This window comes from Pantoea sp. JGM49 (assembly GCF_018257655.1).
In the GTDB taxonomy this organism is placed as follows: Bacteria; Pseudomonadota; Gammaproteobacteria; order Enterobacterales; family Enterobacteriaceae; genus Pantoea; species Pantoea communis.
In genome coordinates, this window is sequence record NZ_JAERJM010000004.1 from 85,403 (window position 1) to 102,755 (window position 17,353).

The window sequence follows — 17,353 nt, forward strand, 5'->3', positions numbered from 1 at the left end:
CGTAGCAGTGATGCGGGCGGTCAGAAATACGGCGTGGTATCCGAAACGTCGCTCTTATCGCACGCTGTTGTGGCGTGAAATTACCCCATTAGCCGTGCCCATCTTTATTGAAAACCTCTGTGTGATGCTGATGGGCGTCCTGAGTACTTTCCTCGTGAGCTGGCTGGGGAAAGAGGCGATGGCGGGCGTCGGTCTGGCCGACAGCTTCAACATGGTGATTATCTCCTTCTTTGCGGCGATTGATCTCGGCACCACGGTGGTGGTGGCCTTTAGCCTCGCCAAGCGCAACGGCAAACGTGCGCGCGCAGCTACGCGGCAGTCGCTGGGCTTGATGACGGTGCTGGCATTCGTGCTGGTGATCGTGATTGAGATCTGGGGACATCTGATTATCGATGTTATCGCGGGCAGCGCGGAACCCAAGGTGAAGGAACTGGCGCTGAGCTACCTGCAAACGTCGGCGTGGAGCTATCCAGCCGCGGCGATCGCCCTGATCGGTAGCGGCTCGCTACGCGGAGCGGGAAACACTAAAATTCCGATGCTGATTAATGGCGGCATGAACATCCTTAACATCGTGATCAGTAGCGTACTGATTTATGGTGCGATGGGGTGGGAAGGGATGGGCTTCGTTGGGGCCGGGTTAGGATTAACCATCTCACGCTATATCGGCGCGGCGGCGGCCATTTATGTGCTGTATCGTGGCATTACGCCGGCGTTAAGAATCAGCATCGCCAGCTATTTCCGACGCTGGGATCGCAACATCCTGATGGAAGTGCTGGGGATCGGGGTGCCGGCCAGTATTGAGTCAGTGCTGTTTAACGGCGGTAAATTGCTGACGCAGATCTTTGTGGCAGGCATGGGCACCAATGAAATCGCCGGTAACTTTATCGCCTTCTCCATTGCCACGTTAATTAATCTTCCGGGCAACGCCCTCGGTTCGGCTTCCACCATCATTACCGGTAAGCGGCTGGGTAAAAACCAGGTGATGCAGGCGGAAAGGCAGATTAAACATGTGTTCTGGCTGGCGATGATTGGGCTGTGCACACTGGCCTTGATCACCGTACCACTGGCGGGCACGCTGGCTAGATTCTACACCCGCGACCCTGAAGTTATTGAAGTCACCAAACACCTCATCTGGCTCAATGCGGCCTTTATGCCGATCTGGACCGCATCCTGGGTGCTACCTGCTGGTTTGAAAGGCGCGCGCGATGCGCGATACACCATGTATGTGTCAATGTTCAGCATGTGGGGTGCGCGCGTGGTTGCCGGCTACGTGCTGGGGATCATGCTCGGTATGGGCGTGGTCGGGGTGTGGCTGGGCATGTTCCTCGACTGGACAGTGCGCGGTGTGTTCTTCTGGTTCCGTTTGACCAGCGGCAAATGGCTCAATAATTACCGTCGTATGCTGGCGAAGAGCCGGGCATAACGGAGTGGGCCGTCGTAGCAGACGGCGGCCTTCAATATATGCATTAATTGGGATTCCATCGCATATCTTATCGTTTTGGTTATAAAGCAAGTTAGGTTTTACTGTCAGGGTCAACCCTTACTGGAGAACCTGACGATGAAAACGACGCTGTCACAGTGGTTCCATCGCCTGATCAACGCCACATCACAACCCGCTGAAGAGCGTGAGTTCGATCTCAGCAATCATATTGATTTGCTGATTCCGGTCAGCCAACTTTATGGCATTGAATTCCATCCGTCGGTGTATCGCTACTATGAGCGATGAACGCCTGCATCACGCTATGCGATACAGTTACTGGAATGAACTGTGCGCGCTGCTTAAAAACCCGCTGCCCTGTCCAGCGGGTTTTTTGTGCCTGAATATTAGCCCTTCCTGACGACTTCTTGAGCAAACCCTGACGCAACCCTCCTGCTGGCACTGATTGTATTAATTATGTAAGGCTACCGTAAAGAAACTTATTCCCAAGCCGTTGCGCTTCATGCAAGAATAAAAAAGTAAATGATAACCATTGGCGTTATCGTTTAGGTGTTGCATCTCAAGGCAGTGGAGATCATGGCACCTTGAGTGTTTTGGTTTGCTTGATGCAATAAGCCCGTCAATAACGATAAGAAATTTACTTTTTAAAATGGATAACAATCGCAATTTGCCGTTTGGCAGTTTCAATTCGCTGACCCTGTTCACCGGGCTATGTATTGGTATTTCTCCTGCTGCTGCTCTGGCCGCTGATAATGCCAACAAAAAATCTGACGACACTTTAGTGGTGACGGCGCAAACGCCTTCTCTGTATGCGCCTAATACTTCTGCCGACCCCAAATTTACCCGTCCGCTGGTGGATACCACCCGCACCATGACGGTCATTCCTGATCAGGTGATCAAAGATCAAGGTGTCAATAACCTGACCGATGCGCTGAAAAATGTGCCGGGGGTGGGGGCGTTCTACGCCGGGGAAAATGGCAGTTCTTCGACCGGTGATGCCGTGTATATGCGTGGCATGGATACTTCAAACAGCATTTACGTGGACGGCATTCGTGATATTGGTAGCGTGACACGCGATACCTTTAATACTCAGCAGATTGAAGTAATTAAAGGGCCGTCTGGCACTGATTACGGTCGTAGCGCGCCGTCGGGTTCAATTAACATGATCAGTAAGCAGCCTCGTCTGGATACGGGCCTGGATGCGTCGGCCAGTGTCGGTAGTGCGTGGATGCGCCGCGGTACGCTGGACTATAACCAGGCCTTCAACGACAACAGCGCGTTTCGCCTCAATCTTATGGGCGAGAAAACCCACGATGCCGCACGCAATAATGTGCAAAATGAGCGTTATGGTGTCGCGCCTTCACTGGCATTCGGTCTGGATACGTCAACGCGTTTGTATCTGAACTATCTGCATGTGCATCAGAACAACACGCCAGATGGCGGCATTCCGACCATCGGCCTGCCGGGATACTCGTCACCGACTGCCGCTACCTCTGCACTTAATCATTCGGGTAAAGTGGCGACCAGTAATTATTACGGCACCGATTCCGATTTCGACAAATCCACCACCGATAGCGGCACTATTCGCTTCGAGCACGATCTTAGCGACAGCACCACGATTCGCAACACCACGCGCTGGTCGCGAGTGAAGCAGGAGTATCTGCTGACCGCGGTAATGGGCAGCACCATTACCACGCCAAATCCTAATGATGTTGGCACCTGGACCTGGACGCGCAACGCAAACCTGAAAGATGTCAGTAACCGCATCCTTACTAACCAGACCAATATTACCTCGAAATTCTATACCGGTTCAGTGGGGCACGATGTCAGTGCTGGCGTGGAGTTCACGCGTGAAAATCAGACCAACTACGGCGTCAACGCCATTACTGCGCCTGCGGTTAATATCTACCATCCGATCAGCAGCATTTCTGTGGGAGGGCTGGTTCGCAACGGCGCCAATGCCAACGGGCAGACCGATACCACCGGAATCTATGCCTTCGATACGCTGGCTATAACCAAAAACTTCGAGCTGAACGGCGGCATTCGTCTTGATAGCTATCACACTGATTATGACAGTGCTACGGCGTGTGGCGGCAGCGGGCGCGGTGCGCTGGCGTGTCCAACGGGCATCGCACGCGGCACGCCTATCACCACCGTTGATACCGCCAAGTCTGGCAATCTGGTGAACTGGAAAGCGGGTGCGCTCTATCGTTTGACCGAGCAGGGCAATGTTTATGTCAACTATGCGATTTCTCAGCAGCCTCCGGGTGGTAGCAGTTTTGCGCTGGCGGCAGGTGGCACCGGTAACAGTGCAAACCGTACTGATTTCCAGCCTCAGAAAGCTAAATCAAGCGAAGTGGGAACCAAATGGCAGATTCTGGACAAACGTCTGCTACTGAATGCTGCGCTGTTCCGCACCGATATCGAAAACGAAGTCACCGCGAATGACGACGGCACTTACTCACAGACCGGTAAAAAACGCGTTGAGGGCTATGAGCTTTCAGCTACTGGCAACATCACCCCAGACTGGGAAGTGATTGCCGGTTACACCCAGCAGCACGCTTCGGTGCAAGAGGGCGCAGCCGTCGCTCAGGATGGTTCATCTGCTATCGCTTATACACCGAAACACGCCTTCACCTTGTGGACGCAATATCAGGCCACTGATGCGATTTCTGTTGGTGCGGGGGCGCGTTACGTGGGCAGTCTGCGTCGCGGCAGCGATGGCGCGGTAGGCACGCCAGACCATACTGAAGGTTATTGGGTGGCAGATGCGAAGCTGGGCTACAAGGTTAATAACAACTTCGATCTGCAGCTCAACGCGTACAATATTTTCGATACCCACTATGTGGCTTCCATCAATAAGAGTGGATACCGCTATCATCCGGGTGAGCCACGTACCTTCTTGTTAACGGCAAACGTACATTTCTAAGATTCAACGTGGGGCGTTCGCGCCCCTATTTATGAGAGAACACCGCGATGATGTATCACATTCCTGCAGTGCTGACGCCTGAAGAGGTGGCAAATTTCAGTTCGCTGCTGCAACAGGCCGAATGGATTGACGGACGCGCCACGGTGGGCAGCCAGGGCGCAACGGTAAAAAATAATCAGCAGATTGATACGCGTACGCCGCTTTATGATCGGTTACAAACAGCAGTGATGCAGGCTTTGAACAACAACCCGCTGTTCTTTTCTGCTGCACTGCCGCGCTCTATTTCTACACCGCTGTTTAACCGCTACGAACAGGGTGAGACCTACGGTTTTCACGTTGATGGCGCGGTGAGACATAATGGTGCTGCCGGGTGGATGCGAACCGATCTCTCGGCCACGCTGTTTCTCAGTGAACCTGATAGTTATGACGGCGGCGAACTGGTGATTGAAGACACCTATGGTCAGCACAAAGTGAAATTACCTGCCGGACATCTGGTGCTATATCCTTCGAGTAGCCTGCACTGTGTTACACCGGTGACGCGCGGTGCGCGCGTGGCGTCGTTTCTGTGGATTCAATCGATGGTGCGTGATGATAAACAACGCGCCATGCTGTTTGAACTGGATCGTAATATCCAAAGCCTCAAAGCGCGTCATGGCGATAGCGAGGAGCTGCTGTCCCTGCTGAATATGTATCACAACCTGCTGCGCGGTTGGACGGAAGTGTAGCGAATGAGGGCAGTTGCTGAGTGCTCGTACACAACCTGATGGCTCAAAGGTTCATTTTTGAACCTTTGGCGTGTTTTCATTGGGAATGTGGGCGTCAAAAATACATAAAAGGGTATGAAAGGTTCAAAAATGACCCTTTTGCGATCGGAATCTGGCACAGGATGTCGATGCCAGTTTTTTAGAGACGAGGGAACGCAACGTGATGAAAAGCAAAAAACCCGCTCAGGTTTCCTTGAGCGGGTTTCTCTGAATATGGCTCCTCTGACTGGACTCGAACCAGTGACATACGGATTAACAGTCCGCCGTTCTACCGACTGAACTACAGAGGAATCGTGTGAACGAGGCGCATATTAATGGCACCTCATTAATGTGTCAACAGCTAAAAATACATTTGTATTCAACTGGCTAGCAATAGTACAAAGCGATCGCGATTTAAGCAGAACCTGCTGCAAGACGCGCCATCGGGTCCTGGCGATAAAACTGCTGTAAGTGGCGATACATCGCAGGAAAGCGATTCGCCAGTAAATCTGGGGCGCTGAAAAAGTACTCCGACAGCACGGCAAAGCATTCGGCGGGATCGCTGGCAGCGTAGGGATCGATGGTTGCCGCCTGTTCACCCACCAATTCCACTTCCGCCTCTATCTCTTCCATCGCTTGTAGCAGGTCTTTCTCCCATTGGGCGACATCTCGTAAGGCAATGACGGGAATACCGCTGGTGTAGCCGCTGCCGCGTGCATCGAGTTTATGCGCAATTTCATGGATGACGAGGTTGTAGCCGGAAAGATCGAAAGAGTCCTGAATATCCAACGCATTTAATACCACCGGGCCTTGCGTCCAGCTTTGACCGGCATGCACCGCTGGAGCCTGATGGACTAAGCCGCTGCTGTCTTCCCAACGGTCATCGACATTGAACGGTTCGGGATAAATTAACACTTCATGAAAGCCATCCAGCCACTCCAGACCGAGCTTCAACACGGGCAGGCAAAACAGCAAGGCAAGACGTGCCAGCTGCCGCTCATCGAGTTGCAGCCCATTCAACAGCGAGATTTTTTTTTGTTGCAGAAAGCGTTGGGCAAGCGCGGTCAGGGCACTTTGCTCATCAGGTGTGAGCAGCGAAAAGATCGGTTGCGCCATTGCCTGTTGCCAGGGAAGCGCTGTGACGGTGGCATCTACCTGCGCATTCCATGGCCATTTGAACATCGCGCGACTCACTCTGCAGGGCTGAAAGGGTTATCCTGACGCGGCAAGATGAAAAATACCAGCGCGGAATCAAAGCCGTGTATTCAATCAGTTACTACAGGGTTTTTCTGTGATTAAGATGGCAAAGCAGGAAAATCACCCTCGCCCGAGCGGGAGAGGGCGGAAGACAGTTAACTCTCGCGTTCAACGCGCTGGAATTCGATCACCCAAACCCACGGGTTCACTTCCCAGCTGGTGGCGCCATACTGCTTTTGCCACGCTTTACGATAGGCTTCTTTCGGGGATTCAGCGTTCATGTTCATCGTGAAGAAGTTATTCAGGAAGTGCGTATCGGTCTGCACGCCCTCAGCCATAATGTCATCTTCGCTAATGTCCTGAATTTTTTCAGCGCGTACCGAGGTAATGGCCAAATCAATACGGCTGGCCCAACGCGGCATATGAATCGCTGTTTGCCAGCCAAACTGCTCGGCATGCTCTACATCCTCATCCAGTTGACCCAGTTCATTGCTGTCAGAACGATATTGACAGAACGCAGGGCTACGGAACGGCAGAGGATCGCGTTCATATTCGGCGAGTTGCTCTTCCGGTACGATGGGGCCGCGCCAGGTTTCACGCACCCACAATCGATCGCCCGCCTGTCCAAAGGGACAGTGAGAGCTGACATCTGCCATCGACATCAATTTATAGCCATGCAGATGGTTGGCGCTAACGTCAAACGCATGGACGCCTTCGTGATGATCCTGACCCGGACCAAAGGCCTGAGTTTTCATGATGCGCCGGGTTTGCGTTTGCTGGCCAACCAACAGGGCGCGGACCCGCTGTTCGGAAAAAAGAATCGGCCGTTCTTTCATTACGTACCTCATGTAGTTTTACTCACCCGGAGAACTCCGACAATCACCTGCAACCGCAGATGAGAGAATTAGCATAATGGGTTTGAATCAATTTGCTTAATAATTTGTCGCCTTACTATCAGGCAATTACTGCGTATTCCGGTTTTAAAAATGGCTCTTAAGCAAAATCCATGCTGTAAGTACCTTTGCAGGTGAGAGAGAGCCAGAAATATTCCCTATACAGTACGTTATAACGGCCTGGATGGGAAACTTTTCAGATTTATCCATGGGCGTTTATCGCTTTTACCCTGAGTTATTAAGCATGTTTAACTGGAATAATTCAAAAGCGTGAATATTGTTGATGGATGAAATAGATTACGCCTGTTTAACAGAGTTATTTAACTCAAATGACGCTAAGGAAATGCCTAAAACGTGATCTCCGCTGGGAAATCGGCATTAACAGCGTTATAACAAGATCGGGATCGCATTTTTACGCTTTGCACATCCAGGAGGGATGTAAAAAAAGTGTCACGATCAGGCCGCTATGATGTCCCCAGGAGCAGCACCCTGAATTGGCGGTGCTTTTATAACAGCAATAAGGAGAAGCACGATGTCACTCACCCGCTGGCAACAACGCTACGAGAACTGGCTGCAGCAGAACTGGCTGCACGACGATAAAGCCCATGATATCGCGCACCTGCGCCGTGTCTGGATAAGCGCCACGCGCATCATGCAGCACAGTGCAGCCGACCCGATGGTGGTCCTCACCGCCTGTTACTTCCATGACGTGGTTAACCTGCCAAAAAACCACCCAGAGCGCCATCTGGCCTCCACCTATGCCGCTGAAGAGACACGTCGAATTCTGCAGCAGGATTTTCCCGACTTCCCACCGGAACTGCTGGATGGCGTCGCCCATGCCGTTCAGGCGCACAGCTTTAGCGCACGTATCACGCCACTGACGCTGGAAGCAAAAATTGTTCAGGATGCCGATCGCCTCGAGTCTTTAGGTGCTATCGGCCTCGCACGTGTTTTCTATACGGCCGGAGCGCTGGGCCGTCCGCTGTTTGATAGCGAAGATCCATTAGGAAAAGAACGTGAATTAGACGATGTGAAATGGACGCTGGACCACTTCCAGAAAAAACTTTTACGCTTGCCAGAAACCATGCAAACCGAAGCGGGGCGCATGTTGGCAGAGCATAATGCCGATTTCCTGGTGCACTATATGGGCAAGCTGTGCGCGGAATTACAGGGCAACCTGACCAGTATTGATGAATCCGTATTAAGGGATTTCAGCCCCATACACTCGTAATATTAAATTTTTATGACAGTCTGTTAACTTTCATCTTCTTCCGCTACGTTGTTGTAAATCAAGAGGGAGTGTGAAGATGACCGAGACCGTTAACTTAACCATTAAAATTGACCCGGCCCTGAAAGAGCACATCAAACAGTTAGCCGCCGATAACCAAATCTCCATGAGTCAGGAGATCGTTAACCGCCTGCAGGCCAGTTTACATGCTGTTGAGCAACCGGCGGTTGATAGTCTGAATACGGAAGAAGCGGTGACCGAGCAGCTCACTGCGTCTGAACTGAAGCAGGTGCGTATGCTGCTGAAGAAAAGCAAAAAGAAGAAATAAGCGACATTTAAAAACCCGTCAACTTGACGGGTTTTTTTATCTTTGTACTCAAGCGGCATCAACGCGGAATTGCTGTGCCCGCTGGGCGAGGCGATCAGAGAGTTCACGCAGTTGCGTAGCCGAATTGACCTGATGGGCGTTGAGCGCTTCGTTTTGCTGTAGCTGATTACTCATCTCCACCACTTCGTGCGCAATTTTACTGACGCGGTGACTTTGCGCAGTGCTATTTTGCTGCAACTCATCGAGCTGCGTTACGACCCCCGAAACCGCACCGCTGATTTGTGTAAACAACACTTCCAGCGCTTTCACTTTGTCAAAACCATCATTCACATGCTGCTGAGTGTGCTGAATTAAACCATCAATCTGACGCGTTGATTCACCGCTCTTTTGCGACAGCAGCCCCATCTCTTTGGCGACGACGGAGAAACTACGACCGTATGACCCAGCGTGAGCGGATTCAATCGCGGCATTCAACGACAGCAAACGGGTTTGCATCGACAGGCTATCCAGCATGCCCACAATTCCGGCGATATCACCCGACGCTGTAACAATCTGCTGCATTTTGAGTTCCATATTGTCGACTTCCGTGGCGCAGTTGCGCATCAGAGCATCGGCTGATTGCGCCTCCTGCGTGGCCTGCTGCGAGAACTGCGCACCAATTTCGACTTCTTCAGACACGCGATGTAAACGCTGTGACAGATGGTGGAAGCTGGCATTCTGCGCCTGGTGTTGCTGCATCACCTGTTCATTATGCTGCTGCATATCTTCTGCACCCGCCGCCACGCTCACAGCAACGGTATTAATGTCGCTGACAATCTGCTGCAGACCGAAACGCATTGATTCGATCGACTGAAACAGCTGGCGCGTCTCTAAGCACTGGCGGCGTGGCGTATCATGACTCGGGACTAAATCACCGGTGGCAATCTGCTCCAGCTGCCGGTTGGCACGACGCAGCGGCAACAGCACGCCGCGCATCAACAGAATGGAGGCCAGCACCAGCAGCGCCATCAAAATGGCACTGACGATCAGCGACATGTTGCGACTCTGCTTTAGCGTACTGAGGGTATTTTGATTGACGCTGCTCAACTGATGGTTGGCTTGTTCAATCTCGCTGAACCAGGCATCGTTAAACTGCTGCTGGAATGCCTGCATCGGCACCATAAAGAAGGCATTGATGTCATTGGCCGCTAACCCTTTCAACTGCTCTTGCAAACCCTCCGCTAACATCGCAAAGCCCTGAGCCAGCGGACTGTGTGCTTTAGCATGGTAGGCGGTGAACAGTGCCTGCGCTTTTTTTAACGAATCATCAGAAGCGGCCGCCAGACTTTTCCAGCTATCGACTGAGCCACTTTGCTGATCCTGCATTAAATAGATACCAGCACGGTGGCTGTTATCACTGGCGGTGAGGAATTCGATACGTGCTTTATCCAGCAGGGCCAATCTTTCCCGCAGTTGGTTGGCTTGCTGGAGTGACGTTTGCGTCCGATTAACGTGATTGCTGAGCAGCAGTACGCCCGCGAACTGCAGGAGACAGAATAGCACGATAAACAGCAAAAACTGGTTACGAAGACTGGTGAGCCAAAGCGGCAAGCGCCAGGTAAGACGTGTACGTAAACGCAGCGGTAACGAGATTACAGAAAGGAGTGACATCTAACGCCCCCAAAAATAAAAAGGAGTATTGAGAGCGGGCGTGACAGTTTGGTGACAATAGACGCGTTTCAGCGCAAAACAGCATAATACGCGTCCCTAAAGGAAATTGTGGACCTGTGGCGCTAAGTGTTTTGGCTAAGATGTTGTTCGATAAGCGGCGAAAGTAACTGTGCCACAGCAGCAAAAACCGGGACCACCACTGAATTACCAAACTGCTTATAGGCCTGGGTATCCGAGACCGGAATACGGAACTGGCTTTGTCCCGGTGCCTCAAATCCCATCAGTCGGGCGCATTCGCGCGGTGTTAACCGACGCGGACGCAGAGCCATATTGCTGGCGTGCTGGAAATCCGCTTCACCTTGCGCTTGATCCCAGCCGCGGTCGATCAGAATTTCTGAGCCGTCTTTATAGTAGCGCGCTGATAAAGTGCGGACACATACGTTGGGATTACGGGGATCGTTAAGGCCAAAGCCGAAGCCATTACCTTTAGCCTTGTGCTTTTTGGCGTATTGATAGAGATAGTTCCACAGTGTCGGCGACAGGATATATTTCGCATCTGGCGTCGGCTCCAGCAAGCTTTGCAGCGTGGGCACCTGCTGCGGATAGAGTTGAGAAAGCGCGCGCAGTGAAAAACCGTCGCTCAATCCGGTGTCACGACGAATACCCACCAGCACAATGCGTTCGCGATGCTGCGGCAGGAAATGGCGCGCATCCACCACTTTCGCGTCGGGCGTTGCGCTGTCGGCCGCATCGGCAACGTCGTAGCCAAGTTCATCCAGCGTCGCCATGATGATGGCGAAGGTGCGTCCTTTGTCATGACTCTTGAGGTTTTTCACGTTTTCCAGCACGAAGAACGGCGGCTTTTTGGCAGCGAGAATGCGGGCAACATCGAAAAACAACGTGCCCTGCGCTTCACACTCAAAACCGTGCGCACGACCTAACGCATTTTTTTTACTGACGCCCGCCAGTGAAAACGGCTGGCAGGGAAAACCCGCCAGCAGCACCTGATGGTCGGGGATGGTTTGGTCGATGTGCTGATAAATCGCCTGTTCATCAGTGAGTCCTGCGGGCTGCGTCACCAAACGAATATCGCTATTGAACTGATGCCGTTGCGGATCGCTATAGTGATTGGCTTTATAAGTACGAACCGCTTCTTTATTCCATTCACTGGTGAACACGCACTGGCCGCCAATGTGCTCGAAACCACGACGAATCCCACCGATGCCAGCAAACAGATCGACAAATTGAAATTTAGGCGCAGCGTAATGAGCAGGGCGCGAAGGCAATAACGCTTGCAGGCTGCTGACTTCATCGCTGGAAAGGGCAGGAACGGCGCTTTTACCGTGACGAATGCGATTTAGACGCGGCACGCTCCAGTCGCATCCGCCCGCCTCGGTTAAGGTTTGCACCACATCGCGTGCGGCATAGATATCGAGGACCTGCATTAACAGCGATGTGGCGTCATCCGAAGGGGAAGAAAATGAGGAGGGTGAAACCGTCGCGGCGGGATCGATAGCAAGCATGCGTTTTTCCTTAACAGTGAAGCCGCTATGCTATCACTCCTCGCGTCTTCACACACTTGTTGCGCGTGCCTTTCGCTTTCACGCCAAACCGCTAAAGTTGTAGAAGCCCCAATAAAAAGGAGACGCCATGGTCGACGTCCATTCGCAAGCTATTCGCAGCAAAAATATGCGTGCCATTCGCAATCATGACACAGCGATTGAGCAGCGTATCGCGTTGATTTTGAAAGATCGTGGCTTTAACTATCGTGTACAAGATAAAGCGTTGCCGGGTCGGCCAGACTTTGTTTTGCCACACGAGCGGGCGATTATCTTTGTCCATGGCTGCTTCTGGCATCGTCATCACTGCTATTTATTCAAGATGCCCGCCACGCGCACTGAGTTCTGGAACGGCAAAATTAACAGCAACGTTGAACGCGACCGCCGTTATATCGGGCAGTTACAACAAAGCGGCTGGAAGGTACTGATTGTCTGGGAGTGCGCGCTGCGTGGAAAATTGCGCCTTGAAGATGAGGCGTTGATTGAACGACTGGAAGAGTGGCTGCTGGCCGCCATGCACAGTGGCGAAATCGATCATCAAGGCTTGCATCACTATCGTGTTGAATAGCGTGCGATTGTTGCTTTTAGCCGCCATAACGGTTTAGATCTTCTCTTTCTCTGGGACGCGGAATCGAGCCATGAGCAGCATCAAACTGACGGTCAAACGCCTGTATCAACTCCGTGATGAGCGGATGGTGAACACCCATGCAACGGCACGCATTTATTTAGGCGAGCAACTGGTGGCCACCGAGGAGATCAGCGGAATGACGGAAAGTCCGGTCAGCAAATATGTGCACGCTGGCGATCTTGCCGGGCAAACACTTCGCGTCGAATGGGACTGCGCGGGCATCGCTGATATGTCAGTGACGGCGGTTGAGCGATGCCCCTGTTGTCAGGATCACGAACCGGAATAAGGATAACTATTTTGGCAGGAACCAGTTTACTCACGCTTCTGGATGACATTGCGACGCTGCTTGATGATATTTCAGTGATGGGCAAAGTCGCGGCAAAGAAGACCGCTGGCGTACTAGGTGATGATCTCTCACTCAATGCGCAGCAGGTCACTGGCGTAAAAGCCAACCGTGAATTACCCGTGGTCTGGAGCGTCGCAAAAGGCTCATTTCTTAATAAATTAATTTTGGTGCCGCTGGCGCTGATTATCTCGGCGTTTGCGCCCTGGCTAATCACACCGCTGTTGATGCTGGGCGGCGCTTACCTTTGCTATGAAGGCGTGGAAAAGGTGCTGCACAGCCTGAATCACGATAAGGCAGAAAGCAGCCCGGAGGCACGTCAACAGCGTCTGGATAAGCTGGCGCAGCAGGATCCGCGCCAGTTCGAAAAAGATAAAGTGAAAGGCGCTGTACGCACAGATTTCATTCTTTCTGCGGAAATTGTGGCAATCACCTTAGGGATTGTCTCTGAAGCGCCGCTGTTGAATCAGGTGCTGATTCTGGCGGGGATTGCGATTCTGGTGACGATTGGTGTTTACGGCATCGTAGCGATGATCGTGAAAATCGACGACCTCGGATACTGGCTGCGGGAAAAGTCCTCCACGCTGGCTCAGGCGACTGGCGGTGCGCTATTGGCGCTGGCCCCCTGGTTGATGAAGGTGTTAACGGTGGTGGGCACGGTGGCAATGTTCCTGGTCGGTGGCGGCATTATTGTGCACGGTATCGCGCCGTTGCATCACGCGATTGAGGAGTACAGCAGCGGCTTCCATGGCGTTATCTCCGCCTTACTGAGCAACGGTGCCAATCTGGTACTCGGCTTTATCATTGGGTCGATCGTGCTGTTGGCGGTAAATCTGGTTGCGAAAGTACGCGGTAAATCGGTATAAAGCGCAGGAATTTATCAATCACGGGTCAGGAGAACGATGATGAACGACGATATGTTTGAATTTGATATCGATGCGCAGCTGGAACAGGCTGAAGCGAAAGCGGCTGAAAAAGCCAATGAAGTCCCGGCTGATATCAGCGACGAAGCGGACTGCGAAGGTTGCAAAATCTGATTTCCCACCCGGGAAAGTGTTTCAAAGCCGATAATAATTTTTATCGGCTTTTTTTATAAACAACATTTTACACTGCTTATTCCGATTTCGTCACAGTAATAACATTATCCTATAGGCGTAAATGGGGTGCAGCTGCTATAACTTTATCCGTTCATTCAACGGAAAAAGGGAGGGCGCGGTATGACCTTTGCGATCAGTGATGAAGTTCAGCACAAAGAGGGCGGACCCACGATGGTGGTGACCGGCTATGCCAGCGGAATGGTAGAGTGTCGTTGGTATGATGGCTACAGCGTGCGACGCGAGGCGTTCCGTAGTGACGAACTGAGTCACTTATCCGGAGCGCGACAGCTGGCCAGCTAAGCGTGTGCGGGACGGTCAATCCGTCCCGTTGCGTTTTTACCTATCTGATTTTCCTTTGATCCCTGCCTGTACGACTTTTCTCCTGCTGACTACACTTTTCGCATCCGCCCTTTATTGAATAACTGTTGCCCATGCCCACTTCGCCTTTGACGCCACGCACAGGTAATCCTTTTTTGCCGGTGCATCTCTGCTTTCTGGCGGTCTTTTTGTTCTCTGCATTTCTTACTGTGCATGAAGCGATTGAGCTAAAAAATAACTATGAGGAGCGTCAGCGCGCACAACTGGCTGAAATCCAGAAAAACCTCGATAGCCGGTTTCAGGAAAGCATCGATGAATTGACGTATTACGAGAGAATGCTCAACTATGCGTTGATGCATCCGCTGGATTCGAGTCAAACGCGCGAAGCCATTACCCGCTTTCAACAATTGCGCCAGCAAACGACCTGGCAGTTAAAGTTGGCCAGCCTGCGCAGTATGCCGTTGAATGGCGTGAGTGACAGTTGGTTAATGCGCGATCCCCTGCTGCTGCGCAACAGCGATCACATCAATGCGGAATTGCGCGCCGCCATGGAATTCAGCTTTATCATGCAGTTCAGCGACCCGGGACAGGATTTTCACTCACGCTTTTGGTATATCTCGCGCGCCGGTTTTTTTATCAGTTCAAGGCCTCCGCAAAGTCCGCAAGAGCTGATAGAAAGCTATACCACCATGACGGAGCGCCCCTATTTTCGCGATCAGGCACCGGATAATCCGCAGCGCGGTCGATTGCGCTGGAGTGAAGCCTATCAGGGTGAATTTAACGAAGGGTTAATGATGACAGTGAGCACGCCGATCGTCAGTCATGGTTACTGGTACGGTGTACTGTCGATGGATTTCACCCAGGCGCGGATACATGGGCTGATGGCCGAAGCACGACACAGCTTGCTACAAGGCAAGTTGCTCATGGTGGACCGCTCGTTAAATGAAATCACTCGCTTGCATGCACCCAACGATGAGCCCTTGACGCCAGAACAGCAGGAGCGTCTGGAGAGCCAAATCCGGCAACTGCCTGGAGGTGTGATGCGCCTTGGCACCCAGTTTGCCAGCTGGAGCAAATTAAAGAATGTGGACGCGTATATCGTGAATATTCAGAGCCTGAGGCAGGGGATGTCACAGGAACTTGGCCGCGTATCGCTGTTCTTGCTCGGCATGTGGTTGCTGTTTGTACTGCTACTGCTGGTCGTGCATCAGGTCATTATTCGTCTGGTGCGCCGTATGGACGATCTCTCCGCCAAACTCACCTGGCGTGCCAATTACGACGGTATGACGCGGTTGCTCAATCGCAATGCGTTCTTTGAACAGTTTGTGGCGATCTCTGCCCGCAGCCAGCAGCAGCAAACGCCCCTCGCGGTGATTCAGCTGGATGTCGATCACTTCAAGAAAGTGAACGATACCTGGGGACATGCGGCAGGCGATCAGGCATTGATTCGGGTGGCGGGCGTGATTAGCCATACGCTGCGTAAATATGATGTGGCGGGCCGTATCGGCGGAGAGGAGTTTTGTATTGTACTGCCGGAAACTACGTTGGCGGATGCCAGTGCAATTGCGGAACGTATCCGTGCGCGTTTAGCGGCAAAAACGATTCTGGTGAATGCCAGCACCACGTTCAGCGTCACACTTTCGGCAGGCGTGACCGGCAGCGAAGAGCAGGGCGATTATCATGCCGAAAGCCTGCAAGCCACCGCCGATCGCCGCCTGTATCTGGCGAAAACCGGCGGCCGCAACCGCGTGGTGGCAGAAGATTAAACCTTGCCTTCGTTATCCTCCTCCACCGCCTGATATATGCGCTGCAGAATATCAGGAAACGCCGATTGCACGCGGCTCCAGCTGGGAATGAAAGGTTTCTCATTGGGCCGCTCAATAAAGGATTGCCCGGCATCAAGTATCGCCTGCGTGAACATCTCGACCGCCGCTTCCTCAATATGCTGATCAAACTTCAGGCCATTCATTGTCGCTTCGTGATTGTAGATCTCCATCATATCCAGCGCATTGCGATAATAAGTGGCTTTGAGCACGCGGAATGAGTCACTGGTGAGTGGCACGCCCATGGTCGCCAGCTTGCGCAGCAGCGACTGGACAATATCATTGCTCATGCGTTTCAGGCCGCCGGTGCCATCTTCTTCTGCCAATGGTTGATGTTTATGATCGTAGTTATCGGCAATTTCCACCTGACAGGTTTGTCGCGTGGTGTAGTTGCGATAAATCTCCGACAGCACGCCGATTTCCAGCCCCCAGTCGCCGGGAATTTTGATGCCGTTCAGCACATGGGTGCGCATGGCGAATTCGCCAGACAGCGGATAGCGGAAGCTGGTGAGGTAATCCAGATATTCAGAATGGCCATACACTTTTTGTAGCGAACGCAGCAGCGGGCCGACCAGCAAGCGGCCTACGCGACCATTAAGCTTGCCGTCCGCAACGCGCGCGTAGAACCCTTTGCAGAACTCATACTGGAAAGCTGGATTGGCAAGCGGATAGAGCAAGCGCGCCAGCATGCTGCGCTCATAGGTGACGATATCGCAGTCATGCAGCGCCACGCACTGGGTGCGATCCGAGGCCAGTGTATACCCGGTGCAGAACCACACGTTGCGTCCTTTACCCGGCTGGCTCGGCGACAACCCCTCTTTATCCAGTTCAGCATCCAGCGCTTTCAATCGCGGTCCATCATTCCACAGGATGCGATGGCGTTGTGGCAAACGAGAAAAGAACTCGCGAGCAAAGAGAAACTGGTCGCGGTCAGCACGATCGAGACCGATGACGATCTCATCCAGATAAGGCACTTTGGCCAGCTCATTGACGATGTTATCCAGCGCCGGACCTTCCAGTTCTGAGAACAGGGAAGGCAGGATTAGCCCCATTTTGCGTTTACGCGCGAAACGTACCATCTCTTTTTCCAGCGATTCAACGCTGCGTTGGGTGAGATTATGAAAGTTAGTAATGACACCATTTTGGTAAAAATCACTCATTTTCTCATCCTTAGGTCAG

17 protein-coding genes and 1 tRNA gene are annotated in these 17,353 nt (G+C 52.4%); 12 read left to right on the forward strand and 6 right to left on the reverse strand.

Going from position 1 to position 17,353, the window contains the following annotated elements; all coding sequences use genetic code 11:
• The first annotated feature begins 10 nt into the window (after positions 1–10).
• The 4 genes from JK231_RS08470 to ybiX all read left to right on the forward strand — a co-directional run bounded on the left by JK231_RS08470 (position 11) and on the right by ybiX (position 5,092).
• On the forward strand, positions 11–1,423 hold the full coding sequence (locus JK231_RS08470; RefSeq protein WP_160832776.1) for an EmmdR/YeeO family multidrug/toxin efflux MATE transporter: 1,413 nt from the start codon (positions 11–13) through the stop codon (positions 1,421–1,423).
• Positions 1,424–1,558: 135 nt separating this feature from the next.
• Complete coding sequence (locus tag JK231_RS08475) at positions 1,559–1,726, forward strand: hypothetical protein (RefSeq protein WP_166932180.1); 168 nt, start codon at positions 1,559–1,561, stop codon at positions 1,724–1,726.
• A gap of 361 nt (positions 1,727–2,087) precedes the next feature.
• Positions 2,088–4,367, forward strand: coding sequence for a catecholate siderophore receptor Fiu (locus JK231_RS08480; RefSeq protein WP_211728370.1), 2,280 nt, complete (start codon positions 2,088–2,090; stop codon positions 4,365–4,367).
• A 47-nt stretch (positions 4,368–4,414) separates the two neighbouring features.
• On the forward strand, positions 4,415–5,092 hold the full coding sequence (gene ybiX, locus JK231_RS08485) for a PKHD-type hydroxylase YbiX (RefSeq protein WP_097116735.1): 678 nt from the start codon (positions 4,415–4,417) through the stop codon (positions 5,090–5,092).
• A 253-nt stretch (positions 5,093–5,345) separates the two neighbouring features.
• On the opposite strand, the gene JK231_RS08490 is transcribed toward ybiX, so the two are convergent.
• The 3 genes from JK231_RS08490 to JK231_RS08500 all read right to left on the reverse strand — a co-directional run bounded on the left by JK231_RS08490 (position 5,346) and on the right by JK231_RS08500 (position 7,143).
• Positions 5,346–5,421, reverse strand: a tRNA-Asn gene (locus JK231_RS08490).
• 103 nt (positions 5,422–5,524) lie between these two features.
• A complete protein-coding gene (mtfA, locus tag JK231_RS08495; RefSeq protein WP_211728371.1) occupies positions 5,525–6,292 on the reverse strand; it encodes a DgsA anti-repressor MtfA in 768 nt (255 codons plus the stop codon).
• Positions 6,293–6,462: 170 nt separating this feature from the next.
• Positions 6,463–7,143, reverse strand: coding sequence for a hypothetical protein (locus tag JK231_RS08500; protein WP_034824525.1), 681 nt, complete (start codon positions 7,141–7,143; stop codon positions 6,463–6,465).
• A 589-nt stretch (positions 7,144–7,732) separates the two neighbouring features.
• Here JK231_RS08500 and JK231_RS08505 point away from each other — a divergent pair.
• Both JK231_RS08505 and JK231_RS08510 read left to right on the forward strand, forming a co-directional pair.
• The gene (locus tag JK231_RS08505; protein WP_211728372.1) at positions 7,733–8,431 is read left to right on the forward strand and encodes a phosphohydrolase; all 699 of its coding nucleotides are present in this window, start codon (positions 7,733–7,735) and stop codon (positions 8,429–8,431) included.
• Between the two features lie 76 nt (positions 8,432–8,507).
• Positions 8,508–8,756, forward strand: a complete 249-nt coding sequence (locus tag JK231_RS08510) for a hypothetical protein (protein WP_211728373.1) — start codon at positions 8,508–8,510, stop codon at positions 8,754–8,756.
• A gap of 48 nt (positions 8,757–8,804) precedes the next feature.
• On the opposite strand, the gene JK231_RS08515 is transcribed toward JK231_RS08510, so the two are convergent.
• Positions 8,805–10,406, reverse strand: a complete 1,602-nt coding sequence (locus JK231_RS08515) for a methyl-accepting chemotaxis protein (RefSeq protein ID WP_211728374.1) — start codon at positions 10,404–10,406, stop codon at positions 8,805–8,807.
• 122 nt (positions 10,407–10,528) lie between these two features.
• On the reverse strand, positions 10,529–11,929 hold the full coding sequence (gene dcm, locus JK231_RS08520) for a DNA (cytosine-5-)-methyltransferase (RefSeq protein ID WP_211728375.1): 1,401 nt from the start codon (positions 11,927–11,929) through the stop codon (positions 10,529–10,531).
• A gap of 127 nt (positions 11,930–12,056) precedes the next feature.
• Here dcm and vsr point away from each other — a divergent pair, with 127 nt between their 5' ends.
• From vsr to dgcQ, 6 genes are all read left to right on the forward strand, one after another.
• Positions 12,057–12,533 carry a DNA mismatch endonuclease Vsr gene (vsr, locus tag JK231_RS08525; protein ID WP_097116783.1) on the forward strand — a complete coding sequence of 159 codons (477 nt, stop codon included), beginning with the start codon at positions 12,057–12,059 and terminating at the stop codon, positions 12,531–12,533.
• Between the two features lie 70 nt (positions 12,534–12,603).
• Positions 12,604–12,879: a hypothetical protein gene (locus JK231_RS08530; RefSeq protein ID WP_034824504.1), complete on the forward strand. Its 276-nt coding sequence runs from the start codon at positions 12,604–12,606 to the stop codon at positions 12,877–12,879.
• A gap of 11 nt (positions 12,880–12,890) precedes the next feature.
• The gene (locus tag JK231_RS08535) at positions 12,891–13,802 is read left to right on the forward strand and encodes a DUF808 domain-containing protein (RefSeq protein WP_034824501.1); all 912 of its coding nucleotides are present in this window, start codon (positions 12,891–12,893) and stop codon (positions 13,800–13,802) included.
• A gap of 36 nt (positions 13,803–13,838) precedes the next feature.
• On the forward strand, positions 13,839–13,973 hold the full coding sequence (locus JK231_RS25645; protein WP_255253243.1) for a hypothetical protein: 135 nt from the start codon (positions 13,839–13,841) through the stop codon (positions 13,971–13,973).
• Between the two features lie 180 nt (positions 13,974–14,153).
• Positions 14,154–14,333, forward strand: a complete 180-nt coding sequence (locus JK231_RS08540) for a DUF2158 domain-containing protein (protein WP_034824498.1) — start codon at positions 14,154–14,156, stop codon at positions 14,331–14,333.
• Between the two features lie 131 nt (positions 14,334–14,464).
• On the forward strand, positions 14,465–16,117 hold the full coding sequence (gene dgcQ, locus JK231_RS08545; RefSeq protein WP_097116785.1) for a cellulose biosynthesis regulator diguanylate cyclase DgcQ: 1,653 nt from the start codon (positions 14,465–14,467) through the stop codon (positions 16,115–16,117).
• Here dgcQ and JK231_RS08550 read toward each other — a convergent pair.
• Positions 16,114–17,334, reverse strand: a complete 1,221-nt coding sequence (locus JK231_RS08550; protein ID WP_034824481.1) for a glycosyl transferase — start codon at positions 17,332–17,334, stop codon at positions 16,114–16,116. The genes dgcQ and JK231_RS08550 overlap by 4 nt on opposite strands.
• Positions 17,335–17,353 lie beyond the last annotated feature (19 nt).

Bases quoted from the DNA above. Each gene is read 5' to 3' on its own strand.
- JK231_RS08500 (WP_034824525.1), bottom strand. From the start codon at position 7,143: ATGAAAGAACGGCCGATTCTTTTTTCCGAACAGCGGGTCCGCGCCCTG.
- vsr (WP_097116783.1), top strand. From the start codon at position 12,057: ATGGTCGACGTCCATTCGCAAGCTATTCGCAGCAAAAATATGCGTGCC.
- dcm (WP_211728375.1), bottom strand. From the start codon at position 11,929: ATGCTTGCTATCGATCCCGCCGCGACGGTTTCACCCTCCTCATTTTCT.
- mtfA (WP_211728371.1), bottom strand. From the start codon at position 6,292: ATGTTCAAATGGCCATGGAATGCGCAGGTAGATGCCACCGTCACAGCG.
- JK231_RS08470 (WP_160832776.1), top strand. From the start codon at position 11: ATGCGGGCGGTCAGAAATACGGCGTGGTATCCGAAACGTCGCTCTTAT.
- JK231_RS25645 (WP_255253243.1), top strand. From the start codon at position 13,839: ATGATGAACGACGATATGTTTGAATTTGATATCGATGCGCAGCTGGAA.
- JK231_RS08505 (WP_211728372.1), top strand. From the start codon at position 7,733: ATGTCACTCACCCGCTGGCAACAACGCTACGAGAACTGGCTGCAGCAG.
- JK231_RS08540 (WP_034824498.1), top strand. From the start codon at position 14,154: ATGACCTTTGCGATCAGTGATGAAGTTCAGCACAAAGAGGGCGGACCC.
- dgcQ (WP_097116785.1), top strand. From the start codon at position 14,465: ATGCCCACTTCGCCTTTGACGCCACGCACAGGTAATCCTTTTTTGCCG.
- JK231_RS08510 (WP_211728373.1), top strand. From the start codon at position 8,508: ATGACCGAGACCGTTAACTTAACCATTAAAATTGACCCGGCCCTGAAA.
- JK231_RS08480 (WP_211728370.1), top strand. From the start codon at position 2,088: ATGGATAACAATCGCAATTTGCCGTTTGGCAGTTTCAATTCGCTGACC.
- JK231_RS08515 (WP_211728374.1), bottom strand. From the start codon at position 10,406: ATGTCACTCCTTTCTGTAATCTCGTTACCGCTGCGTTTACGTACACGT.
- JK231_RS08550 (WP_034824481.1), bottom strand. From the start codon at position 17,334: ATGAGTGATTTTTACCAAAATGGTGTCATTACTAACTTTCATAATCTC.
- JK231_RS08530 (WP_034824504.1), top strand. From the start codon at position 12,604: ATGAGCAGCATCAAACTGACGGTCAAACGCCTGTATCAACTCCGTGAT.
- JK231_RS08475 (WP_166932180.1), top strand. From the start codon at position 1,559: ATGAAAACGACGCTGTCACAGTGGTTCCATCGCCTGATCAACGCCACA.
- ybiX (WP_097116735.1), top strand. From the start codon at position 4,415: ATGATGTATCACATTCCTGCAGTGCTGACGCCTGAAGAGGTGGCAAAT.